General features: G+C 72.1%; 22 protein-coding genes and 1 riboswitch. Of the genes, 9 read left to right on the top strand and 13 right to left on the bottom strand.

Annotation, left to right across the window (positions count from 1 at the left end):
* Positions 1–7: 7 nt before the first annotated feature.
* Positions 8–2,269 (bottom strand): glycogen debranching protein GlgX, encoded by a 2,262-nt coding sequence (glgX, locus tag ACFVGY_RS20180; RefSeq protein ID WP_385679116.1) that lies wholly within the window; start codon positions 2,267–2,269, stop codon positions 8–10.
* A 180-nt stretch (positions 2,270–2,449) separates the two neighbouring features.
* On the opposite strand from glgX, the gene ACFVGY_RS20185 reads away from it, so the two are divergent.
* The 7 genes from ACFVGY_RS20185 to ACFVGY_RS20215 all read left to right on the top strand — a co-directional run bounded on the left by ACFVGY_RS20185 (position 2,450) and on the right by ACFVGY_RS20215 (position 11,252).
* A complete protein-coding gene (locus ACFVGY_RS20185) occupies positions 2,450–3,670 on the top strand; it encodes an Ig-like domain-containing protein (protein WP_385679347.1) in 1,221 nt (406 codons plus the stop codon).
* Positions 3,671–3,859: 189 nt separating this feature from the next.
* Positions 3,860–5,893, top strand: coding sequence for a choice-of-anchor A family protein (locus ACFVGY_RS20190; RefSeq protein ID WP_385679118.1), 2,034 nt, complete (start codon positions 3,860–3,862; stop codon positions 5,891–5,893).
* A gap of 141 nt (positions 5,894–6,034) precedes the next feature.
* Complete coding sequence (locus ACFVGY_RS20195; RefSeq protein ID WP_385679349.1) at positions 6,035–7,258, top strand: Ig-like domain-containing protein; 1,224 nt, start codon at positions 6,035–6,037, stop codon at positions 7,256–7,258.
* Between the two features lie 97 nt (positions 7,259–7,355).
* The gene (locus ACFVGY_RS20200; protein ID WP_385679121.1) at positions 7,356–8,123 is read left to right on the top strand and encodes an enoyl-CoA hydratase/isomerase family protein; all 768 of its coding nucleotides are present in this window, start codon (positions 7,356–7,358) and stop codon (positions 8,121–8,123) included.
* A gap of 249 nt (positions 8,124–8,372) precedes the next feature.
* Positions 8,373–8,876 (top strand): ATP-binding protein, encoded by a 504-nt coding sequence (locus tag ACFVGY_RS20205; RefSeq protein WP_385679124.1) that lies wholly within the window; start codon positions 8,373–8,375, stop codon positions 8,874–8,876.
* 385 nt (positions 8,877–9,261) lie between these two features.
* Positions 9,262–10,062, top strand: a complete 801-nt coding sequence (locus ACFVGY_RS20210) for a polysaccharide deacetylase family protein (RefSeq protein WP_385679127.1) — start codon at positions 9,262–9,264, stop codon at positions 10,060–10,062.
* Positions 10,059–11,252: a YncE family protein gene (locus tag ACFVGY_RS20215; protein WP_385679130.1), complete on the top strand. Its 1,194-nt coding sequence runs from the start codon at positions 10,059–10,061 to the stop codon at positions 11,250–11,252. The genes ACFVGY_RS20210 and ACFVGY_RS20215 overlap by 4 nt, the downstream gene beginning before the upstream one ends.
* 62 nt (positions 11,253–11,314) lie before the next feature.
* On the opposite strand, the gene ACFVGY_RS20220 is transcribed toward ACFVGY_RS20215, so the two are convergent.
* Both ACFVGY_RS20220 and ACFVGY_RS20225 read right to left on the bottom strand, forming a co-directional pair.
* Positions 11,315–12,562, bottom strand: coding sequence for a cytochrome P450 (locus tag ACFVGY_RS20220; protein ID WP_385679133.1), 1,248 nt, complete (start codon positions 12,560–12,562; stop codon positions 11,315–11,317).
* Positions 12,543–13,325 carry a tRNA-dependent cyclodipeptide synthase gene (locus tag ACFVGY_RS20225; RefSeq protein ID WP_385679136.1) on the bottom strand — a complete coding sequence of 261 codons (783 nt, stop codon included), beginning with the start codon at positions 13,323–13,325 and terminating at the stop codon, positions 12,543–12,545. The genes ACFVGY_RS20220 and ACFVGY_RS20225 overlap by 20 nt, the downstream gene beginning before the upstream one ends.
* 256 nt (positions 13,326–13,581) lie before the next feature.
* Here ACFVGY_RS20225 and ACFVGY_RS20230 point away from each other — a divergent pair, with 256 nt between their 5' ends.
* Complete coding sequence (locus ACFVGY_RS20230) at positions 13,582–13,794, top strand: EF-hand domain-containing protein (protein WP_385679139.1); 213 nt, start codon at positions 13,582–13,584, stop codon at positions 13,792–13,794.
* A gap of 171 nt (positions 13,795–13,965) precedes the next feature.
* Here the strand turns inward: ACFVGY_RS20230 and ACFVGY_RS20235 are convergent, their stop codons facing one another.
* From ACFVGY_RS20235 to ACFVGY_RS20255, 5 genes are read right to left on the bottom strand one after another with little or no spacing between them, the layout of a single operon-like run.
* Entirely contained in the window at positions 13,966–14,562 is a 597-nt protein-coding gene (locus ACFVGY_RS20235; RefSeq protein WP_385679142.1) for a PadR family transcriptional regulator, read from the bottom strand.
* A 35-nt stretch (positions 14,563–14,597) separates the two neighbouring features.
* Positions 14,598–15,419, bottom strand: a complete 822-nt coding sequence (locus ACFVGY_RS20240) for an energy-coupling factor ABC transporter ATP-binding protein (RefSeq protein ID WP_385679144.1) — start codon at positions 15,417–15,419, stop codon at positions 14,598–14,600.
* The gene (cbiQ, locus tag ACFVGY_RS20245) at positions 15,416–16,165 is read right to left on the bottom strand and encodes a cobalt ECF transporter T component CbiQ (RefSeq protein ID WP_385679147.1); all 750 of its coding nucleotides are present in this window, start codon (positions 16,163–16,165) and stop codon (positions 15,416–15,418) included. The genes ACFVGY_RS20240 and cbiQ overlap by 4 nt, the downstream gene beginning before the upstream one ends.
* Before the next feature lie 3 nt (positions 16,166–16,168).
* On the bottom strand, positions 16,169–16,531 hold the full coding sequence (locus ACFVGY_RS20250; RefSeq protein ID WP_385679352.1) for an energy-coupling factor ABC transporter substrate-binding protein: 363 nt from the start codon (positions 16,529–16,531) through the stop codon (positions 16,169–16,171).
* Between the two features lie 5 nt (positions 16,532–16,536).
* Positions 16,537–17,229 carry an energy-coupling factor ABC transporter permease gene (locus tag ACFVGY_RS20255; RefSeq protein WP_385679150.1) on the bottom strand — a complete coding sequence of 231 codons (693 nt, stop codon included), beginning with the start codon at positions 17,227–17,229 and terminating at the stop codon, positions 16,537–16,539.
* A gap of 27 nt (positions 17,230–17,256) precedes the next feature.
* A riboswitch (cobalamin riboswitch) is annotated at positions 17,257–17,455 on the bottom strand.
* Positions 17,456–17,761: 306 nt separating this feature from the next.
* On the opposite strand from ACFVGY_RS20255, the gene ACFVGY_RS20260 reads away from it, so the two are divergent.
* On the top strand, positions 17,762–18,517 hold the full coding sequence (locus ACFVGY_RS20260; RefSeq protein WP_385679152.1) for a flavodoxin family protein: 756 nt from the start codon (positions 17,762–17,764) through the stop codon (positions 18,515–18,517).
* Positions 18,518–18,586: 69 nt separating this feature from the next.
* Here ACFVGY_RS20260 and ACFVGY_RS20265 read toward each other — a convergent pair whose 3' ends face one another.
* From ACFVGY_RS20265 to glyA, 5 genes are all read right to left on the bottom strand, one after another.
* Positions 18,587–19,117, bottom strand: a complete 531-nt coding sequence (locus ACFVGY_RS20265) for a hypothetical protein (protein ID WP_385679155.1) — start codon at positions 19,115–19,117, stop codon at positions 18,587–18,589.
* A 125-nt stretch (positions 19,118–19,242) separates the two neighbouring features.
* Positions 19,243–19,650: an SsgA family sporulation/cell division regulator gene (locus ACFVGY_RS20270; protein ID WP_385679158.1), complete on the bottom strand. Its 408-nt coding sequence runs from the start codon at positions 19,648–19,650 to the stop codon at positions 19,243–19,245.
* 74 nt (positions 19,651–19,724) lie between these two features.
* A complete protein-coding gene (locus ACFVGY_RS20275; protein WP_385679160.1) occupies positions 19,725–20,051 on the bottom strand; it encodes a hypothetical protein in 327 nt (108 codons plus the stop codon).
* Positions 20,052–20,335: 284 nt separating this feature from the next.
* On the bottom strand, positions 20,336–21,718 hold the full coding sequence (locus ACFVGY_RS20280; RefSeq protein WP_385679162.1) for an L-serine ammonia-lyase: 1,383 nt from the start codon (positions 21,716–21,718) through the stop codon (positions 20,336–20,338).
* 296 nt (positions 21,719–22,014) lie between these two features.
* Complete coding sequence (glyA, locus tag ACFVGY_RS20285) at positions 22,015–23,271, bottom strand: serine hydroxymethyltransferase (RefSeq protein WP_385679165.1); 1,257 nt, start codon at positions 23,269–23,271, stop codon at positions 22,015–22,017.
* Between the last annotated feature and the right edge of the window lie 18 nt (positions 23,272–23,289).

A 23,289-nucleotide genomic window follows, 5' to 3' on the forward strand; every position in this document is an offset into this window, starting at 1 on the left:
CCGCGCCTCAGTCCGCCACCCGCAGCAGCAGCACCGACCGGGCCGGCACCGTGAGCGTCTGCCCGCCGCGGTGCCGGGTGCCCGGCGGGGCGGCCTGCTCCTCCCGCGCGGTGTCCAACAGCAACTCGTACTCCCGCGCCCACGGTGGCCCCGGCAGCACCCACGACAGCGGCCGGTCCCCGGCGTGCAGCAGCGCGAGGAAGCTGTCGTCGCCCACCTGCCGCCCCTGCGCGTCCCGCCCCGGGATGTCCCGCCCCGACAGGTACATGCCGAGAGCGGCGGTCGGCGCGTACCAGTCCCGCTCCGTCATCTCGGCGCCCGCCGGGGTGAACCAGGCCAGGTCCCGCAGGCCGTCCGCGCCCTGCGCCCGGCCCGAGAAGAACGCCCGCCGGCGCAGCACCGGGTGCTGCCGGCGCAGCGCCACCAGCCGCGCGGTCAGCGTGCACAGCTCCCGCCAGGCCGGATCGTCCAGCAGCGACCAGTCCACCCAGCCCGTCTCGTTGTCCTGGCAGTACGCGTTGTTGTTGCCGTCCTGGGTCCGCCCGAACTCGTCGCCCGCCACCAGCATCGGCACCCCCGTGGACAGCAGCAGCGTGGTCAGCAGGTTGCGCAGCTGCCGCCGCCGCAGCCGGCGGATCCGGGCGTCGTCCGTCTCGCCCTCCGCACCGCAGTTCCACGAGCGGTTGTCGTTCGTCCCGTCCCGGCCCGCCTCGCCGTTGGCCTCGTTGTGCTTGCGCTCGTACGACACCAGGTCGCGCAGGGTGAAGCCGTCGTGGGCGGTCACGAAGTTCACCGAGGCGTAGGGCCGCCGCCCGCCCCACGCGTACAGGTCGCTCGACCCCGACAGCCGGTACCCCAGGTCCCGTACGTCCGGCAGCGCGCCCCGCCAGAAGTCCCGCACCGCATCCCGGTAGCGGTCGTTCCACTCCGTCCACAGCGGCGGGAAGGCCCCCACCTGGTAGCCGCCCGAGCCGACGTCCCACGGCTCGGCGATCAGCTTGACCCGCCGGAGCACCGGGTCCTGGGCGATCACCGCGAGGAACGGCGAGAGCATGTCCACGTCGTGCATCGACCGGGCCAGCGCCGCCGCCAGGTCGAAGCGGAAGCCGTCCACCCCCATCTCCGTCACCCAGTAGCGCAGCGAGTCCGTGATCAGGCGCAGGACGTGGGGGCGGCCCGCGTGCAGGGTGTTCCCGCAGCCGGTGTAGTCGGCGTAGCGGCGCTGGTCGGACTGGAGCCGGTAGTAGCCGCGGTTGTCGACGCCGCGCAGCGACAGGGTCGGGCCCAGCTCGCCCGCCTCCGCCGTGTGGTTGTAGACCACGTCGAGGATGACCTCGATCCCCGCCGCGTGCAGCGCCTTCACCATCCGCTTGAACTCGCCGACCTGCTGCCCGGCCGTACCGGACGCGGAGTACCCGGCGTGCGGGGCGAAGTAGCCGATCGAGTTGTAGCCCCAGTAGTTCCGCAGCCCCCGGCGCAACAGATGGTCCTCGTGCGCGAACTGGTGCACCGGCAGCAACTCGACCGCGGTCACCCCGAGCCGGGTCAGGTGCTCGACCGCCGCCGGGTGGGCCAGGCCCGCGTACGTCCCGCGCAGCTCGGGCGGGATCCCCGGATGGCGCATCGTGAACCCGCGCACGTGCAGCTCGTAGATGACCGAGTCGGCCCACGGGGTCTTCGGCCGGACGTCGTCCGCCCAGTCGTCGTCATCGTGGACCACCACCCCCTTGGGCACGGACGGCGCCGAGTCCCGGTCGTCGCGCACCGTGTCCGCGATGTACTGCTGCGGCCAGTCCCGGACGTGCCCGTACACCTCCGGCGGCAGTACGAAGTCGCCGTCGACGGCCCGCGCGTACGGGTCCAGCAGCAGCTTCGCCGGATTGAACCGGGCGCCCGTCCACGGGTCCCAGCGGCCGTGCACCCGGAACCCGTACCGCTGCCCGGGCCCCACACCCGGCAGGAATCCGTGCCAGATCTCGTGCGTCAGCTCGGTCAGCGCGCACCGGGTCTCGGCGCCGTCCGCGTCGAACAGGCAGACCTCCACGGCCTCCGCGCCCTGCGCCCACAGCGCGAAGTTGGTGCCCGCCGTCCCGTCCGGCCCGGCGCGGAACCGCGCCCCCAGCGGGTGCGAGGATCCCGGCCACACCGGGGGCCCTGCGGGCGGCGCGGCCCGCCGCACCGGCTCCCGGCCCTGCGCGACAACGCCCGGGGCCTCGACCGGCCCCACGGCGGCGGCATCCACCGCCTCTTTCTCGGCTGCGCTCGACACTGCCCGCCTCCACGGCTCCTGGGTACCGGCGGGGGCAGGGCTGTGCGGCCCGGGCGTCCCGGCCCGGTCCCGCCCCCGTCTGGTCCTTCTCACTGTTCTGCCCGGACAGTTCCCCCCGGAACGTGGCCCGCGGCCACGTTTCCCCCGGGGGGCCCGGTCGTTGGAGGGGGCGTGAGACTTGTGACGAGGCGGGCAGGGGCCGGCTGGGCCGCCGTGACGGCATGGGCGTGCCTGCTGGGCGGCCTGGCCGGGTGCACCGAGGACGGCCGCTCACCGGTCGAGATCCAGCTGCCCGGCAAACCCCGGTCGCCCCAGGAGGCCATCCGGATCACTCCCGAGGACAACGCCAAGGGGGTCCCGGCCGACGGCCCGCTGACCGTCCGGGTGCCCGAGGGGCGCCTGGAGCGGGTCGTGGTCACCAAGGTGGAGGACGCCCAGGAGGAGCGCGTCCCCGGCCACATCGCCCCCGACGGCCTGAGCTGGAGCCCCGACCCGGCGGCCGGCAAGCTCGCCCTCGCCGCCAAGTACACCGTCGACGCGGTGGCCCGCGACGGCCACGACCGCCGCCAGGCCCGGCACACCACGTTCACCACCTACGTGCCCGGAGAGCGGTTCATCGGCTACTTCAAGCCCGAGAACCGCTCCACCGTCGGCGTCGGCATGATCGTCTCGTTCAACTTCAGCCGGCCCATCGAGAACCGGGCCGAGGTGGAGCGGGCCATCACCGTCACCGCCGACCCGGCCGTCGAGATCGCCGGCCACTGGTTCGGCCGCAACCGCCTCGACTTCCGGCCCAAGGAGTACTGGAAGCCCGGCACCGAGGTCTCCGTCAGGATGCGGCTGCGCGACGTCCAGGGCGCCCCCGGCGCGTACGGCGTCCAGGACAAGACCGTCCGGTTCACCGTCGGCCGCTCCCAGGTCTCCACCGTGGACGCGGCCGCGCACACCATGGAGGTCCGCCGCGACGGGCAGCTCCTCTCCACCGTCCCGATCACCGCCGGCGCACCCGAGAACACCACCTACAACGGCAAGATGGTGGTGACGGAGATGTTCGACGTCACCCGCATGAACGGCCAGACCGTCGGCTTCGGCGGCGAGTACGACATCCCCGACGTCCCGCACGCCATGCGGCTGACCACCTCCGGGACCTTCCTGCACGGCAACTACTGGGCCAGCCCCGACACCTTCGGCACCACCAACGTCAGCCACGGCTGCATCGGGCTCCGCGACGACAAGGGCGGCGGCTCGGACACCCCCGCCGGCTGGTTCTTCGACCGGACCCTGGTCGGGGACGTGGTGGAGGTCGTCAACTCGACCGACAAGACGGTGGCCCCGAACAACGGACTCGGCGGCTGGAACATGTCCTGGGCCGACTGGGTGGCCGGCTCCGCCATCGCCTGACCCGGAACCGCTTCCCCGCGTACGGATCCGCCGACCCCCGCGCACCGGCCCGACCCTGCCCGCACGGGTGATCCGTGTGATCGGAATGCCGTAGCGGGGGAGTGTCCCCACGCGCCCCGCCCAGCTCCTGCCTCCAGCCTGTCAGGGCACCTCAGCGCACCTCGGCGCAGGCGACGGAGACGGAGCGTCATGGCAGCAAGGAACTGGGCCCTCGGGCTCGCGATCGGAGCCGTCCTGGCCGCGGCGGTGCCCGCTGACGCCCGCGCGTCCGCCCCCGGCACCGCCGCCCCGGCCGCGGCCGCCCTCAGGGCACCGCTGCCCGATGGCCTCGGCCCCTGTCTCGGCAACGCCTGCCCCGACCCGTACCCGCCGATCGGCAGCGACGGCATTCCCAAGGGCCGTGACAACGGCGTCAACATCTTCGTCGGCGGCGACTTCCAGGTCCGCGGACGCGCTTCCGAGGCCGAGGGCCGGATCGTCGTCCTCGGTAGCTTCGACCAGGACAAGGCAGCCGGCTCCGACAGCCGCTACAACGTGGGCGTCGTCGGCGCCGGATCGCTCGTTCCGCCCCCCGCCGGCGCCGCTTTCCTCACCACCGGCGGCAACGTCACCGTGGCCGAGGGCGAGCGGCTGCTCGCCGACACCGGCGTCGTCCGGCACGCAGGCACGCTCACCGGTGCCGTCAGCGGCACCCCCGTCCGGGACGCCGCCGCCGTCACCCCGTACGCCGGCCTGCGCGACCGGCTCACCGCCGCCAGCCGCTGCTACGCCCGCCCGGACGGCCGGAACCTGCGGCCCGCCACCGGGACCGTCGCCAACAACGGCTACGAGACCCTCTTCACCGGCGACGACAGGGCGCCCCTCCAGGTCTTCAACGTCGACGCCGACCTGGTGGGCCGCACCGGCGACCAGCAGGGCGTCCGCTTCACCGGGATCCCGGCCGGTGCCACCGTCCTCGTCAACGTCCTCGGCACCACCCGCACCCTCAACACCTACAGCGGCGGCATCGCCGACACCGACCCGCTCAACGCGTACCGCGAGCGGCTGCTGTGGAACTTCCCGGACGCCACCGCGGTGAACCTGACCGGCACGGGCCAGTTCCAGGGCAGTTTCCTGATGGGCGAGCAGTCGTCCCGGACCACCGTCACCCTCCCCGGCATCAACGGCCGCTTCTTCACCACCGGCTCCGTCACGCACACCAGCTCCCGGTCCGGGGGCGGCGGCCAGGAGTTCCACGCGTACCCCTTCAACGGGCACCTGCCCGACTGCCGCGAGCCGGGTCCGGTCACCGGCACGGTCGCCGTCCGCAAGGTCGACGCCGAGCGCACCTCCCTCGCGGGGGCGACGTTCCAGCTGTGGCGGGAGACGAACGGCATCGAAGGCCTCCAGGTGGACGGCACGGGCCGCGACGAACTCGTCCGGGCCTCGTGCGTGACCGGCGCGGACGGCCGCTGCCAGGCGGTGGTCCCGGTCGGCACGTACCACTGGCGCGAGACCGCCGCCCCCACCGGGTACGAGCTGCCCGAACAGCCGGTGGTCACCGTCGTCCTGAACGAGGGCAACGCGGCCGCCGGGGTCACGGTGACCGTCCCCAACACCCGGGAGGAGACCGGGGGCGGGATCCGGCTCCTGAAGAAGGACCGCAAGACGGGGCAGCCGCTGCGGGGTGCCGTGTTCGAGCTCTGGAAGGAGACGAACGGCACGGCGGGCCTGCAGACCAAGGGGGGTAGCGCGGACCTCCTCGTCCACTCGGGCTGCGCCACGGACGCGGAGGGCACCTGCGGCTTCGAGCGGCTGGAGGAGGGCTGGTACTACCTGCGGGAGACGGCCGTGCCCGAGGACTACGCCCTCCCGGCGAACCGTGTCACCGGGCCGCTGCGGCTCGACGCGAACACCCCGGGCGGGACGCTCGACGTGACGCTGCACAACGACCGCGACCACCAGGGCAAGGACGAGGACGGCGAGAACGACAAGGAGAAGGAGAAGGAGAAGGAGAAGGGCAAGCACAAGGACAAGGACACGGACGAGGGGAAGGACGAGGAGAAGGAGCACCCGGGCAGGGACCAGGACCAGGACAGGGACAGGGACCAGAACCAGAACCAGGACCAGGACCAGAACCAGGACCAGGACCACCCGGGCGACAAGGACGAGGACGAGGGCGAGGGCGAGGACGGGGGCGAGCTGCCCGGCCTGGACCTCCCGGGGCTGGAGTGGCCCCGCTGACGACCCGCCCCGCCGCTCCGTACGTCTTGGGACGGAACGGTGACATGACCGTTTCTCTTCGTGATACCTCCGTGTGATTTCCTGTCGACATGCGCGCGAGCGTCCGCGCGCGGGGGACATGGGGAGAAGAGAAGAGTGAACCTGCAGCCGATACGCGGCCGCGCCCGCCGCACCGGTCTGCCGGCCCTCCTGCTGGGAGCGGCACTGCTGTTCACCAGCGCGTGCAGCGGCGGCGGTTCGGGCGGCGGTTCGGGGGCCGGCAACGGCGGCGCCGCCGGGGGGAGCAAGGCCGGCAACGAGGCGTCGAAGGCCGTCGTCAGCGTGAAGCCGGACGACGGCTCCAAGGAAGTCGAGACCAGCGGCGTCCTGAAGATCACGAGCACGGGCGGCAAGCTCGCGACGGTGACGGTCGCCGACACCAAGGGCAATGCGGTGGAGGGCAAGCTCGCCGCCGACGGGACGAGCTGGGAGCCCTTGCGCCACCTGGCGGCGGCCACCGAGTACAAGGTGCACGCCGTCGCCAAGGACGAGGCGGGCCGGGAGTCCGCCAAGGACACCACGTTCACCACCCTCACCCCGAAGAACACCTTCGTCGGCCACTACCTGCCGGAGGACGGCCAGACCGTCGGCGTGGGTATGCCGGTGTCGTTCAACTTCACCCGCGGCATCACCAACACCGAGGCCGTCGAGAAGGCCATCACGGTCACGGCCGAGCCGTCGGTCCCGATCGAGGGCCACTGGTTCGGCAACGACCGCCTCGACTTCCGCCCGGAAAAGTACTGGGCCGCGGGCACCAAGGTCACCGTGAAGATCGCGCTCGACGGTGTCGAGGGCCGGCCCGGCGTGTACGGCAAGCAGACCCGTACGGTCACCTTCACCATCGGCCGTTCGCAGGTATCCACGGTCGACGCGGCCGAGCACACCATGCAGGTCGTCCGCGACGGCCAGGTCATCAAGAACGTCCCGATCACCGCGGGTGCCCCGTCGACGACCACGTACAACGGTCAGATGGTCATCAGCGAGAAGTACAAGGTGACCCGGATGAACGGCGCGACCGTCGGCTTCGGCGGCGAGTACGACATCCCGGACGTCCCGCACGCCATGCGCCTGTCGAACTCGGGCACCTTCGTCCACGGCAACTACTGGGCCCCGGCGAGCACCTTCGGTTCGAGCAACGTCAGCCACGGCTGCGTGGGGCTGAAGGACAGCCGCGGCGGCAACGACGGCAACCAGCCCGCCGCCTGGTTCTTCAACGAGTCGCTGATCGGCGACGTGATCGTCGTGAAGAACTCGAAGGACAAGCAGATCGCTCCCGACAACGGCCTCAACGGCTGGAACATGGACTGGGCGGAGTGGATCAAGTAGTCCCCGTCGCCGCGTAGTCGGACCGGTCCCGAAGCGGCCCGGTGCTGTGACCCACAGCACCGGGCCACTTCTGTTAACCGGGGCTAACCTTCCCCGTATGACCCTCTCTCTCGAAGTCTCCGAAGGCGTCGGCACCATCCGCCTGGACCGGCCGCCCATGAACGCCCTGGACATCGCCACCCAGGACCGGCTGCGCGAGCTGGCGGCGGAGGCCACCGACCGGTCCGACGTCCGCGCCGTCATCATCTACGGCGGGGAGAAGGTGTTCGCCGCCGGCGCGGACATCAAGGAGATGCAGACGATGGACCACGCGGCGATGGTCGCCCGGTCCCGTGCGCTGCAGGACGCCTTCACCGCCGTGGCCCGGATCCCCAAGCCGGTCGTCGCGGCCGTCACCGGCTACGCCCTGGGTGGCGGCTGCGAGCTGGCCCTGTGCGCCGACTACCGCATCGCCGCCGACAACGCGAAGCTCGGCCAGCCCGAGATCCTGCTCGGCCTGATCCCGGGTGCCGGCGGCACCCAGCGGCTGTCCCGGCTCATCGGCCCCTCCAAGGCCAAGGACCTCATCTTCACCGGCCGGATGGTCAAGGCCGAAGAGGCGCTCGCCCTCGGCCTGGTGGACCGCGTCGTGCCCGCCGCCGAGGTGTACGAGCAGGCGCACGCCTGGGCCGCTAAGCTCGCCCAGGGCCCGGCCATTGCGCTGCGCGCCGCCAAGGAATGCGTCGACGCGGGCCTGGAGGCGGACATCGACACGGGCCTGACCATCGAACGCAACTGGTTCGCGGGCCTGTTCGCCACCGAGGACCGCGAGCGCGGCATGCGCAGCTTCGTCGAGGAGGGCCCGGGCAAGGCCAAGTTCCTCTGAGACGTGACCGGTTCTCGCCGGTCCTCCGTGGGAGTGGATTAGCCCTGCCTTAAAGCAGGGTTAAGGGGGACCGGCGATCTACTCCGGGTGATCGTCGCCGCGCAGTGTGTCACCGCAGATCAGCGTGGTTGTGCCGGCGTCCGATTGCCCAACGCATATGCCAGAGCAGTGCTTTGGGGGCCACCGCCGCGAGGGGTGTTTTCCTGCGGAACGGCCCGGACGGGTCTACCGGCCGTCCATGATGGGTTCATGGCGGGCCTGGAGGGTGTGGAACAGCCGCGGCAGCGCAGCAGCGCTTCCGCCGCGCGGCCGACGGCGGCTCTGGAGGACGAACAGGGTCTCCGCGCGTTGGAGTTGCACGGGAATCCGGCCGAGGCGGAGGTGACGCTGCCGTCCATGCCGGAGTCGGCCGGTACGGCCCGCAGGCTCACCCAGTACGTGGTGATCCGCTTCTGGGGCTTCTCCCCGCAGGTGGCCGAGCACACCGTCCTGCTCGTCTCCGAGCTCGTCGGGAACGCGGTCCGGCACACCGGGGCCCGCTCCTTCGGATTACGGATGCACCGGCGACGCGGCTGGATCCGGGTCGAGGTGCGCGACCCCTCGCGCGGGCTGCCCTGCCTGATGCCCGTCCACGAGCTGGACACCACCGGCCGGGGCCTCTTCCTCGTCGACAAGCTCTCCGACCGCTGGGGCGCCGACCTGCTGCCCCGCGGCAAGATCACCTGGTTCGAGATGCGGGTGGCCGACCGCTGAACCGGCCCCGTGAACGCCTGAAGCCCCCGTCCGCCGTAGTGCGGCGCATGGGGGCTTCATGGGTGCGCCGAGGATCGAAGGGGGTGTGATCCTCGGCGGGGCGACTTCGCTCGGGTCAATGGGGAAGCCGTGCCTCCGACTATGGCAGACGGGGGGCAGAATGCCAAAAGTCCCAACTTGGACATAAGTGTGCAAATCCTAAGAGTTTCTATTTAAATCCTAGGTGGGGTCAGCCACCTGCCTCGTAATTAGTGAATAGGTATCCGTTCCTCCGTGTGATTCCTTGATCGCATGCAGCGAGGGCGGCCGTACGGGTTCACTTCGACCGGAGTCCCGAATTGGGTCAATCGTTACCTTTGGGGAAATTTCCCTCTTAAATGGGCGGGTGCCCTGCTACCCGGACCGCCGATCCGCCCTCCGTGCCGGTGCGGCGGCCGCCACCGCCGGCCTCGCCGCCGCGTGCGGAGCCGCGCCGGGCGGTCCGGCCCCCGCCCCGCGGACGCCGAAGGCCGAGCCCGCACCGGCCGTCCCCGTCCGGCCGCCGGGCGCCGCCCCGGCCCCCGCCCCGCGCCGTTTCCCCGGACACCCCGAGGAGATCGGGCACGGCCCCCGCGACCGCCCCCGGGTCGCCCTCACCTTCCACGGCAACGGAGAGCCCACCACCGCCCGGGCCGTGCTCGCCGAGGCCGAACGCGCGGGCGCCCGGGTCACCGTCCTGGCGATCGGCGCCTGGCTCGACACCTACCCGGACATGGCCCGCCGGGTCCTGGACGGCGGCCACGAGCTCGGCAACCACACCCAGCGCCACCTCGCGATCAACGGCATGGCCGAGGGCGAGGCCTACGCCGAGATCACCGGCTGCGCCCAGCGGCTGAAGCGCCTCACCGGCTCCATCGGCACCTGGTTCCGCCCCTCCCAGGCGCAGTACGCCACGCCGCTCGTCCGGAAGCTGGCCCGGCGGGCGGGCTACCCGCACGTCCTGTCGTACGACGTGGACTCCCTCGACTTCACCTCGCCCGGCGCGGCGGCCGTCATCCGCACCGTCACCGGGACGATCCGCAGCGGATCGGTGGTGAGCCTGCACTTCGGCTACGCGGACACGGTCGACGCGATGCCGCCCCTCCTCGAAGAACTCGCGCGCCGCGAACTGCGCGCGGTGACCACCACGGAGCTGCTGATCCCATGACGACCACCCGCCTTCCCCGGAAGGCCACCGTGCTCCTGGCCGGTCTGGTCCTCGCCGCCCTGGCCGGCTGCGGGTCGGCCGGCGGCAAGGGCCCCGCCGAGGCACTCGGCTCGGAAGCCGCGGCCCAGCCGCCCGTCAAGGCCGTCCCGGCGGCCCCGGCCGGCCTCCCCGGGATGCCGCCGCTCCTCGACCCGAACGACGTGTACGCGGCCGACCGGCCGAACCAGCTCTCCCCGGTGGTCAAGGACTTCCCGTCCCGGGTCTACGTACCGAACACCGCCTCCAACACGGTGTCCGTCATCGACCCCGCGACGTACAAGGTCATCGACACCATCCCGGTGGGCGTCCAGCCCCAGCACGTGGTCCCGTCCTGGGACCTGAAGACCCTGTGGGTCAACAACAACCGCGGCCACACCCTCACCCCGGTCAACCCCGCGACCGGCGAGGCCGGCGAGCCCGTCGAGGTGCACGACCCGTACAACCTGTACTTCACGCCGAACGGCAAGTACGCGGTGGTCATGGCCTCGATGGACAAGGAGCTGGTCTTCCGCGACCCGCACACCATGAACCGGGTCAAGACCGTCCCGGTGACCTGCTTCGGCGTCAACCACGCGGACTTCTCCGCGGACGGCCGCTACTTCATCGTCAGCTGCGAGTTCTCCGGCGAGCTCCTCAAGGTCGACACCGAGAAGATGGAGGTCGTCGCCCAGCAGAAGCTGCCCTTCGAGGGCGCCATGCCGCAGGACGTCAAGATCTCCCCGGACGGCAAGACCTTCTACGTCGCCGACATGATGGCGCACGGCGTGTGGGTGCTCAGCGGGGAGAAGTTCGACGTCCCCAAGCTGCTGCCCACCGGCAAGGGCTGCCACGGCCTGTACATCAGCCGCGACTCCCGCGAGATGTACGTCTCCAACAGAGGCGAGGGCAGCATCTCGGTCTTCGACTTCCAGCAGAACAAGCTCACGAAGAAGTGGCAGCTGCCGGACGGCGGCAGCCCCGACATGGGCGGCGTCTCCGCCGACGGCAAGGTGCTGTGGCTGTCGGGCCGCTACCACGGCGAGGTCTACGCGATCGACACGGCCAGCGGCAAGCAGCTCGCCCGCATCCCGGTGGGCGGCGGCCCGCACGGCCTGGCCGTCTACCCGCAGCCAGGCCGCTACTCCCTCGGCCACACCGGCGTCTTCCGCTAGGACCCGCCGCGCCGCGCGGCGTCCCGGGAGCCCGCACAGTCTCCCGGGCCGCCGCCGCGCCCTCACCAGGCGACCGGAAGCCGTTCCGGCAGTCGCTTGATGAAGCCCGTACGCCACACCAGGTTCTCGGCGGGCACCGCGAGCCGCAGCCCGGGCAGCCGCTCCACGAGCACCTCCAGCGCGATCTCGGCGTGGGCCCGGCCCAGGGCCGAGGCCGGGCAGAAGTGCCGGCCGGCCCCGAACGCCAGGTGGGTGTTGGCGCTCTCGCGCTCCAGGTCCAGCTCGTCCGGGTGCTCGAAGGCCTCCGGGTCGAAGTTGGCCCCCTCCAGCAGGACGAGGACCAGCTCGCCCTCCCTGACCAGCACGTCCCCGACCCGCACGTCCGCCAGCGCGATGCGCGGCAGTCCGTCGCCCACGGACAGGTTCCAGCGCAGCAGTTCGTCGACCGCCTTCCCCATGCGCTCCGGGTGGCGGCGCAGGTGGTCGATGAGCTCGCGCCGCTGGAGCAGCGCGAGGACGGCCAGGACCAGGAAGGCCGAGGTGGACACGGCACCGGCCCCGAACAGGGAGACCGCGACCGTAGCGAACATCTCGTCGGTCAGGTGCGCCGAGTCCGGGTCGGCCTCCTTGAGCTCCGCGAACCGGCCGAGCAGCCCCGTACGCTGCTCGGCCGGCAGCGCGAGCTGTGCGCCCAGCCGGCCGGCGAAGTAGCCGACGTCCTTGTACCAGTTGAGCGCCGAGTCGGCGAACGGTGCGCGTGCGGTCATGAACGCGACGTCCAGCCCCGACATCAGGCGCCGCCAGTCCTCGAACGGCACCCCCAGCACCCGGCAGTGCAGAGCGGCCGAGAAGGGGTCGGCGAACCCCGCCCGCAGGTCCACGGGCCCGCCCTCGGCGACGAGCCCGTCGACGAGCACCCCCGCCGTGGCGCGCAGCCAGTCCTGCAGGCCCTGCTGCCGCGGGCTCAGGGACTTCATCACCGCGGTGCGCAGGCCGGCACTGTTGATGTTGCCCATGTTGTTGACGACCTCGGGCGGGATCGTCAGCGCGTACTGGCGGGGCACCCCGGGGTCGGCGGTGTCCTTCAGGCTGAACCGCTCGTCCTCCAGCACCTGCTTGGCCAGCGCGTAGCTGCTGACCAGCCAGGCGCGGTCCCCGGTGAGGGTGCGGACCCGGGCGACGGGGGCCTTCTCCCGCAGCCAGGCGCACTCCTCCGGCAGCACGTCGCCGCGCCGCGACAGCGGGAAGTCGAGGAGGGGCGCGTCCCCGCCGTGCCGGTCCGCCCCGGCATCACGCTGCTCGACGCTCATCGGCGTTCCCTTCGGTCGGTACGTGGTTCGCGGCCGCGCCACCGGGCACGGGTGCCGGGCGGGCCGCCCCGGCAGCCTCCGGCCGTACGACGGCGTAGGCCTGGTTGCGCGTCGCGCGCAGGCCCCCGCCGCGCGCGAAGAGGACGTCCGTCAGCGGCATCCGGACGTGGTACGCCGCCACGGACGACGGCACGCCGAGAATGCTCGGGGTGTCCACGAAGAACGGCAGCTCCGCCGCCAGGTAGTCGAAACAGACCTGCAACTGGTCGTCCGTGATGGATTCACCTTCCGGCAACTTCGAACCGACGAAATGGAGGGCCATCTCCTCGCAGCCCTTGCGGAATTCATCGTCGGTTTCCAGGAAATGGAGCACGCGCCGGTGCAGAAGTTGGTAAACGGGGTGGGGCTGGAACTCCGAAAGTGCCCGCACGCGGACCCCCGCATGCGGGTGCCCCGATTCCTCGACGCCCTTGACGATCCGTCGGCGGACCGCCTTGATCTCCTTCGCGGCTCGCTTCTGCGCATGCTCCCGGCTGTAGCCGAAAGCTGCGAACATGCGGTCCACATGGAGGTCCGCGTACACGAAGTCGACCTGCGCGAAGCGGGGTACCGCCCACCGGGCGAGGCTGTTGATGCGCTCGGAGCTGAAGTAGCTGTTCCCAGGACTCACTCCGATGAGCACATGGTCGCCCTCATCCCAGATATGGCGGCACGCGCGGGTGAAGGGCAGAACTTCGAATGATGCGTCTGCTGTGATCGTCACCTGTGTGATCGCCCTTGTTGCCGCATGTCCCTGGGAGCCCTGCGCTCCTGGTGTGGCGGCAATGCCGGTACGTTATGCGGTGACCCCGGAACGTGACAAGCCCGGGGTGGATTTCTTGGCCGGAATCATCACTTCCGCGCTACGGAACGGTAATTGAATTTCTTTCTGCCGTCCGAACGGGACCCGGTAGCGGCGGCCGTTCCCGGCTGCCGCTACCCTGAGCCGGTCAACGAGCACCAAGAAGGGGTGGATCCCAGTGGCGGACATCGAGAGCGCGCGGGCGACGTTCGGCAGGTTCGACGCGGACGGTGACGGCTTCGTCACGGCCGACGAGTTCCGTCGGGCCATGGCGGAGATGGGCGACCCGTTCGTCACGGGCCCGGTGGCGGACTCCGTGATCGCGGCCAAGGACGCGAACGGCGACGGCCTGCTGACCTTCGACGAGTTCTGGGCCTCCCTGGGCAAGTAGGGCACCGCGCCGCAGCCCCCGTACCGCCCCTGCCGGGCGGCCCGGGGGCTGCGGCCTGCCCGCCCCGCGCACGGCCCCGCGCGCACGGCCCCGCGCACGGCCCACGCGGCCCGCGGAGGACAGCCCGCAGGGGAACCGCGCCCGACGGCCGCGCCGCCGGCCGACCGGGGCCTACGCCGCGCCGCCGGGGCCGGTCGGGGCCTCCGGGGCGGCACCCGCGGCGCCGCCCGGGCGCGTCATGTCCTCGACCTCGCCCAGCGCCTCCTCGAGCCAGCGCAGCCAGAACGTCTCCAGGCCGATGCCGCCGTGCAGCACGAGCCGGCGCAGCCGGTCCTCGTCGGACTGCCGCTCCGGGGGGAAGTCCTTCTCCTCGATGGCCTCGTACAGCGCCAACTGCCGCCGGTGCAGCTCCAGGTGGCGCCGCAGCTCCCCGGCCAGCCCCTGCACGCCGACCACGCCCGCGGCCCGGATCCGCAGCAGCAGCGGGTCCCGGATCGCCTTCGGGTCCTGGCTCTCGCCGATCCACCGCGCGAGCTCCGCGCCGCCGGCGGGCAGGACCTCGTACTCCTTCTTCTGCCCCCGCACGGGCGCCTCGCTCGGCAGGGCCCGGATCAGCCCGGCCTCCTCCAGCCGGCCCAGCTCGCGGTAGATCTGCTGGTGCGTCGCGGACCAGAAGTACCCGATCGACTTGTCGAACCGCCGGGTCAGCTCCAGCCCGGACGAGGGCTTTTCGAGCAGGGCGGTGAGGATGGCGTGCGGCAGCGACATGCCGTCATCCTAGGTTCGCCGCACGCCGTCGCCGACTAGTGCCAGGCGGCCAGGGCCTCGGGGGTGCCCGGCCCCGGGGCGTCCGGGCCCAGCAGGTTCCGCGCCCGCAGCAGGGACGCCACGGCCGGCGACCAGGCCTGGCGCAGGCCGGCCGAGGCGAGCAGGCCCGGGTCGGCCAGCAGCCGCGCGGCCGGGCCGAAGCGGATCCCGGACGGGGTGAGGACCGCCGCGTCGTCGGCCCAGCGCACCGCCAGGTCGACGTCGTGCGTGGCCATCACCACCGTGGTGCCGCGCGAGCGCAGCCCCGCCAGGGTGTCCAGCAGCCGCTCCTGCCCGTCCGGGTCGAGTCCGGCCGTCGGCTCGTCGAGGATCAGCACGCGCGGGGCCATCGCCACCGCGCCCGCGATCGCCGCGCGCTTGCGCTGCCCGTACGAGAGCAGGTGCGTCGGGCGGTCCCGCAGCCCGGTGATGTCGAGCGCGGCCAGGGCGGAGTCCACCCGGGCCCGCACCTCCTCGGCGGACAGGCCGAGGTTCATGGGGCCGAAGGACACGTCCTGCTCCACCGAGGCGGCGAAGAGCTGGTCGTCCGGGTCCTGGACCACCAGCTGGACCGCCGTCCGCAGCCGGGTCAGGCCCGCCCGGTCGTACCCGACCGGCGTCCCGTCCAGCCGCAGTTCGCCCGAGCCGGGCCGCAGGCCGCCGCTGAGCAGCCGCATCAGCGTGGTCTTGCCGCTGCCGTTGCGGCCGAGCAGGACCAGCGCCCGGCCCTCGGCGATGGCGAAGTCCACGCCGGTCAGCACCGCCGGGCCGTCCTCGTACGCATAACCGGCGCCGGCCAGTTCCACCAACGGGTTCAAAGGTAGAGCCCCTTCAGGGTGAGTGTCAGCACGGCCACGGCCGTGAGCAGGACCGCCGAGGCCGCGAGGAAGCGCCACGACAGGGTCGCCTCGGGGACGAGCACCCGCAGTGCGCCGTCGTAGCCGCGCCCGGCCAGGCCCGACTGGAGGCGCGCCGCGCGGTCGAAGGCCCGTACGAACGAGGTGGCGGCGAGCCCGGCCACCGAGCGCCATGCCGCCGCCCGGCCCGCCTGCCCCAGGCGGGCCGCCTGCGCGCGCCGCACCTGGGCGAGGGAGTCGAGCAGCAGGAAGCCGATCCGGTACATGACCAGCGCCACGTCCACCACCGGCGCCGGCACCCCGGCCCGGACCAGCCGGGGCAGGACGTCCGACACCGGCGTGGTGAACGCGAACAGCAGCACCCCGAGCGAGGCCGCCGACGTCCGCAGCAGCAGCTCGGCGGCGAGCCGCGGTCCGCCCGGGGCCATCGACACCGGACCGGCCGGGCCGCCGACCGCCACCAGCAGCGGCAGCGCCCCGGTGAAGCAGAACCCCAGCGGGATCCGGAAGGCCCGCCACAGCTGCCGCCCGGCGACCCCGGCCGGCCCGAGGAGCACGGCGAGGGTCGCGGCGGCCACGAGCGGTCCGCCGGGCCACGCCGGCAGGCACAGCGCGCTGACCGTCAGGCCCAGCCCGAGCAGCGCCTTCTCCAGCGGATGGCGGCCCCGCCAGCGGCTGCTGTGCGCGGCCACGTCGATGGGCAGCACCGGCTACGACTCCGTGGCGGGTACCGGCGCGGAGTCGGCGGGGGACGTCCCCGCCGCCGCGGCGGCCGCGCCCTGGCGGCGGCCCCTGCGGACGCCGAAGTAGTACGCGAGCACGCCCGCGCCCAGCGCCGCCTGGAGGGCGAACAGAGCGGACTCGACCTCCCCGGACGGGGGCTCGTACAGCGGGGAGAACCAGGGCTCGTAATCCGGCTTCAGCTCGCTGATGGCCGCCTCCGCCTGCGCGTCGGCGCCCGTGAACGGCTCCTCCTTGCCCTCGCCGAGGCCCAGGGCCAGGGGCAGCACGGCCAGCGCCGCCACCAGGAGCAGCAGCAGACCGTTGATCTTCGCGTTCCGGCTCAGGTTCATGCGCGTCACACCGCCGTCTTCTGCTCGGGGCGGCCGGCGAGCTTGGCGACGCCCAGCCGTACCAGGTCGGACTTGCTGGACTGCATCAGCAGCCGCATCACCAGGACCGTGAGCAGGCCCTCGCTCACGGCGAGCGGGATCTGGGTGACCGCGAAGATGCCGCCGAACTTCGCGAGCGCGCCCGAGAAGCCCGTGCCCGGGTCCGGGAAGGCCAGCGCCAGCTGCACGGAGGTCACGCAGTAGGTGACGAGGTCGGCGAAGAAGGCGCCGAAGAACACGGACACCATCAGCGGGACGTGGGAGCGCCGCAGCAGCAGGTAGATGCAGTACCCCGACCACGGCCCGGCGATGGCCATGGAGAAGACGTTGGCACCGAGGGTGGTCAGCCCGCCGTGCGCGAGCAGCAGGGCCTGGAAGAGGAGGGTGATCGTGCCGAGCACCGCCATGATGGGCGGCCGGAACAGGATCGCGCCGAGCCCGGTTCCGGTGGGGTGGGAGCAGCTGCCCGTCACCGAAGGGATCTTCAGTGCGGACAGGACGAAGGTGAACGCTCCGGACGCGCCGAGCAGGAGGGTGCTCTCCGGGTTGGCCTTCACCTCGCGGGTGAGGGCCCGTACCCCGTGGACGACGAAGGGAGCGGACGCGGCGCCCCAGGCGGCCGCGTGCAAAGGGGGCAGAAACCCCTCGGCTATATGCATGAGTGGGAGACCTCTCCAGCACCTCGTGGATGGACAACGCGCCTTGGCCGGTCTCCTGGCTCACGGGTACTGATGCCCTGGCTCCGCCTTCCCGGGCGGTGCGGGTCCCTCCCCGCGCCGCCCAGTGGCTTTCCCGCAGGAGTGGAGCCGGACTTCCCGTTCACAGTGGCGAGGGCCGCACCGGTCTTCCACCGGTTTCCCGTACACCAAGGCCTGATGACCCTAATCCGCCCGTGGACGCGTAACAACCCGGACCTGGGAGGCTGGTTGGGCCGGGGGATTCCGCTTCGGGCCGGTGGCGGGCCGGCGCGCTCCGGGTGGGTCGGCGAAACCGCGGCGGGGCCAAGGAAGTTCCGGCGCCGGGCCGCTGCCACGGCGGACCGGCGCGCGCTGCGGCGCTCTTCCGCTCCCGCGCTTCAACCGGCGGCGCCCGGGCGTGCGCGGTGCGCGGCGGGCGCGGCTGCCGCGGTCGGGCCCCCAGACGGGTGCCTTCCGGTCGCCGGAGCGTACGGCGCGCCCGCAGGCTGGGAGGGTGGCCGCAGAACACGACACCGCGACACCGCAGCCGGGGGCGAACGCCGGGGCGTTCGACTACTCCGACCTGACCGCCGTCTACGTCAACTGCACGCTCAAGCGCTCGCCCGAGACCAGCAACACGGAGGGCCTGATCACGCGGAGCCGCGCCGTGATGGAGGCGGCCGGCACCCGGACCTCGCTGATCCGCGCCGTCGACCACGACATCGCCACCGGGGTCTGGCCGGACATGACCGAGCACGGCTGGGAAACCGACCAGTGGCCCGTCCTGTACAGCCAGATCATGGCCGCCGACATCCTCGTGCTGTGCGGACCGATCTGGCTCGGCGACAACAGCTCCGTGATGAAGCAGGTCATCGAGCGCCTCTACGCCTGCTCGTCGATCCTGAACGAGCGGGGCCAGTACGCCTACTACGGGCGGGTCGGCGGGGCGCTGATCACGGGCAACGAGGACGGCGTGAAGCACTGCGCCATGAACGTCCTGTACAGCCTCCAGCACCTCGGGTACACCGTCCCGCCGCAGGCCGACGCCGGCTGGATCGGCGAGGCGGGGCCCGGGCCCTCGTACCTCGACCCGGGCTCGGGCGGGCCGGAGAACGACTTCACCAACCGGAACACGACGTTCATGTCCTGGAACCTGATGCACCTGGCCGCCCTGCTCAAGCGCTCCGGCGGGGTTCCCGCCCACGGCAACCAGCGCTCCGAGTGGGACGCCGGCTGCCGCTTCGACTTCCCCAACCCCGAGCACCGCTGACCGCCCCCGCCGGGCGCTCCGGCGCCCGGGCGGGGGAGCCGTGCCACGGGCGCCCGTCCGTGCCGCGGTTCAGCCGCAGCACACGTTCCGGTGCGCGACGTCCAGCACGAACCGGTCGGGCGAGCGCAGGGTGAACGACGTGTAGGACGGCTTCTTGTCGAAGGCGGCGCCGAAGGTGACGTACCCCTCGAAGTCGCCCGTCATGGCGAAGCCCTTCAGCGCGGGCAGGTCGATCCTGGCGAGCTTCGGCCCGCGGTAGGTGCTCTCACCGGATCGCAGGTGCGCGTCGGCGGGGTGCAGGCGGATCTGCAGGAAGTACTTCCCGGCGAGCGGGACGGGCGCGCCGGAGCCGTCCCGGTACAGCCGCGGGACGCGGGTGACCTCGACGTCGGGGACGCGGCCCCGCAGGTCGATGACGATCCGGTCGTACGCGCAGTGCCCGGCCCAGCGGGCGTTCACGACGTGCGGGACGGCGGTGCGCCCGGCGGCCGCGGCGGCCGGCGCCGGGGCGGTGGAGGCGGGCGCGGCGAGGGCGATTCCGGCGGTGAGCAGAGCTCCGGTGGCCAGGGCCACGGTCTGCCGGCGGCGGAGGTGGTTCATGACGTCCCCCATTTCTCGAGAGACGGGGACTGGTGGTGTCACTCCCGGAGACACCGCCTGCGCGCCCATGGTTGCAGCAAAACCACTCAAATTTCTCAATCAGCTGAAATGGCTGATCCAGTGAGTCATCGGGTCAAAAGACCCTCCAGCTCGGAGTCGAGATCGTAGTGCCGCTGCTCCTCGCCCCGGGGCACCAGCCCGACCAGTCGCCGGCACAGCACCCGGACGTCCTTGGCCCGGGCGGAGACCACACAGCCGCGCTCGCCGTTGCTGAAGGCGAGGTACACGCGGGGCTCGCTGCGGTGCCGGCGGGGCCAGACCCGGATGTCGCCCGCGCCGGTGGCCCGCGCCTCCCCGTCGAGCAGGAGGTCCCGGGAGAACACCCAGCGCGCCAGGTGCCGGCCCGCCCCCTGAAAGTCGAGGGTCAGCTCGTAGGGCCGGTCGGAGCGGTACGTGAAGGCCGCCTGCAGCGCCACGGGCTCGGGCGCGGCCTCCAGTCGGACGGGGAGGACGCGGTGCTCGATGACTGCCACGGCCGGCGCCCCTCTCTTGACGGGAGCGGGCCCGCCCCCCGGCCGGAGGGCGGACCCGCAGGGTCACCGGGCGGCTACGGAGCGGGCTCGACGGGAGCCGGCTCGACGAAGACCGGCACGTTCCCGTTGGACTGTCCGACGGAGGCGGAGCCGGTGCCGTTCAGCTGGACGCCGTTGCTCTGGTTCGTCGCCCCGGAGCCGGTGGAGACCTGCTGGGTGGTGGAAGAGTTGCCGGCGTTGGCGCCGAAGACGCCGCTGCCGATGATCTCGGCGGCGGCCGCGTTCGACGAGATCCCCGCACCGGCGCCGCTGTCGGCCTGGGCGGTGCCCGAGCAGAGCAGGGCGGCGAGGGGGAGCGCGGCGAGAGCGGCGATCACGCGGGCGCTGCGGGTGCTTGCCATGGTGAAGTCCTCCGTACGACGAGAAGGGGCTGCGGTCCACGGCGGTTGGCCGGCCGCCGGGGGTGTGGCCGCGACGTCACGTGATCACCCTTGCGCACGGGGATCCTCCCGTACCAGCCCCGACCCCCACGGTTCGCCCTGAAGCGTGATCAATCCACGTCAAACCTCAACGCCCGGGAAAATCGGGACGGTTGCCGCAGGTCGGGTGAGTGGCCGGGGGGAGATGCGCAGGACCCCGGGCGCCGCGGCGCCCGGGGTCCTGCGTGTACGGAGACCGGTTCAGGTCAGCATTCGATGACGTTGACGGCGAGACCGCCGCGGGCCGTCTCCTTGTACTTGATCTTCATGTCGGCGCCGGTCTCCTTCATGGTCTTGATGACCTTGTCCAGGGAGACCTTGTGGCTGCCGTCGCCGCGCATGGCCATCTTCGCGGCCGTGACCGCCTTGACCGCCGCCATGCCGTTGCGCTCGATGCACGGGATCTGGACCAGGCCGCCGACCGGGTCGCAGGTCAGGCCCAGGTTGTGCTCCATGCCGATCTCGGCCGCGTTCTCGACCTGCTCCGGGGTGCCGCCGAGGACCTCGGCCAGCGCGCCCGCCGCCATCGAGCAGGCGGAGCCGACCTCGCCCTGGCAGCCGACCTCGGCGCCGGAGATCGAGGCGTTCTCCTTGAACAGCATGCCGATCGCGCCCGCGGCGAGGAGGAAGCGGACCACGCCGTCCTCGTCCGCGCCGGGCACGAAGTTCACGTAGTAGTGCAGGACGGCCGGGAGGACGCCCGCCGCGCCGTTCGTCGGGGCCGTGACGACGCGCCCGCCCGCCGCGTTCTCCTCGTTCACCGCCATCGCGTAGATCGTCGTCCACTCGCTGCGGTGCAGCATCGGGTCGCCCTCGGTGCGCAGCTGGCGCGCCGTGGACGCCGCGCGGCGCTTGACCCGCAGGCCGCCCGGCAGGATGCCCTCGCGGGACATGCCGCGGGCGACGCAGGCCTGCATGACCCGCCAGATCTCCAGCAGGCCCCCGCGGATCTCCTCCTCCGTGCGCCAGGCCTTCTCGTTCTCCAGCATCAGCGAGGAGATCGACAGGCCCGTCTCCTTGGCCAGGCGCAGCATCTCGTCACCGGAGCGGAAGGGGTACTTCAGCACGGTGTCGTCGAGCTTGATCCGGTCCTCGCCGACCGCGTCCTCGTCCACCACGAAGCCGCCGCCGACCGAGTAGTACGTCTTCTCCAGCAGCGGGGCGCCCGAGGCGTCGTACGCGAAGAGCGTCATGCCGTTCGCGTGGTACGGCAGGGACCGGCGGCGGTGCAGGATCAGCTGGCTCGGCTCGTCGAACGCGATCTCGTGCGCGCTTCCTATCTCCGTGCCGAGCAGGCGCAGCCGGCCGGTCTGCCGGATGCGCTCCACCTCGTCGTCGGCCGTCTCCACGTCCACGGTGCGCGGCGAGTGCCCCTCCAGGCCGAGCAGCACCGCCTTCGGGGTGCCGTGGCCGTGGCCGGTCGCGCCGAGCGAGCCGTACAGCTCCGCCCGGACGGAGGCGGTCTGCGCGAGCACACCGTCCTTCTTCAGCCGCATCACGAACATGCGGGCGGCACGCATCGGACCCACGGTGTGCGAGCTGGACGGACCGATGCCGATCGAGAAGAGATCGAAAACCGAAATGGCCACGGTGGCGGACTCCCGGGAGTTATTCACCCCCGCGGTGGCGGGGAGCGGACCGTCGGACCGGTCTCGGAGCGTTACGAGGCGGCCGGCGGAGGGGGCGGATCTTGCAGGGATTGCGGGCAAAGATCACCTCGTGGGCGCCCATGCCCGGTTAATCAGCGTACGTCAGTTCGTGGGGGTGCCGGTTACGCCGGCCTGTACGGGGTCTGTCGCGGTCCCGACGTACCGGACCGCGGCCCCGGGCCATGAGAAAGGGCCCGGCCCTGTGTGACACAAGGCCGGGCCCCCCGAGCCGTGGCCTACAGCGACGGGTACAGCGGGAACTTCGCGGCGAGCGCCGAGACGCGCGCCGTGAGGGCCTCGCCGTCGTACTCCGGCTTCAGGGCCTCCGCGATGATGTCGGCGACCTCGGTGAAGTCCTCGGCGCCGAAACCGCGGGTGGCCAGGGCCGGCGTGCCGATCCGCAGACCCGAGGTGACCATCGGCGGCCGCGGGTCGTTCGGGATGGCGTTGCGGTTGACCGTGATGCCGATCTCGTGGAGGCGGTCCTCGGCCTGCTGGCCGTCCAGCTCCGAGTTGCGCAGGTCCACCAGGACCAGGTGCACGTCGGTGCCGCCGGTGAGCACGTCCACGCCCACGGCCTTGACGTCGTCCTGGACCAGGCGCTCGGCGATGATCTTCGCGCCGGCCAGGGTGCGCTCCTGGCGCTCCTTGAACTCGGGCGAGGCCGCGACCTTGAAGGAGACCGCCTTGGCGGCGATCACGTGCTCCAGCGGGCCGCCCTGCTGGCCGGGGAAGACCGCGGAGTTGATCTTCTTGGCCAGTTCCTGGGTGGACAGGATCACGCCGCCGCGCGGACCGCCCAGGGTCTTGTGCGTGGTGGTGGTCACGACGTGGGCGTGCGGCACCGGGTTCGGGTGGAGGCCCGCGGCGACCAGGCCCGCGAAGTGGGCCATGTCGACCATCAGGTACGCGCCGACCTCGTCCGCGATGCGGCGGAAGGCGGCGAAGTCCAGCTGGCGCGGGTACGCCGACCAGCCGGCGACGATCAGCTGCGGCTTGGACTCCTTGGCGAGGCGCTCGACCTCGGCCATGTCGACCTGGCCGTCCTCGCCGACGTGGTAGGGGACCACGTTGTAGAGCTTGCCGGAGAAGTTGATCTTCATGCCGTGGGTCAGGTGACCGCCGTGGGCCAGGTTCAGGCCCATGATCGTGTCGCCCGGCTTCAGCAGCGCGAACATCGCGGCGGCGTTGGCCTGCGCACCGGAGTGCGGCTGGACGTTCGCGGCCTCGGCGCCGAAGAGCGCCTTGATCCGGTCGATCGCGATCTGCTCGACGACGTCGACGTGCTCGCAGCCGCCGTAGTAGCGGCGGCCCGGGTAGCCCTCGGCGTACTTGTTGGTCAGGACCGAGCCCTGGGCCTCCATGACGGCGACCGGAGCGAAGTTCTCCGACGCGATCATCTCCAGGGTGGACTGCTGGCGCACGAGTTCGGCGTCGACGGCGGCGGCGACGTCCGGGTCGAGCTCGTGGAGAGGGGTGTTCAGAACGGACATCAGGATCCCCTGTGGTCA

Origin of the sequence: Streptomyces sp. NPDC127106 (genome assembly GCF_042677605.1) — a bacterium.
Lineage (GTDB): Bacteria > Actinomycetota > Actinomycetes > Streptomycetales > Streptomycetaceae > Streptomyces.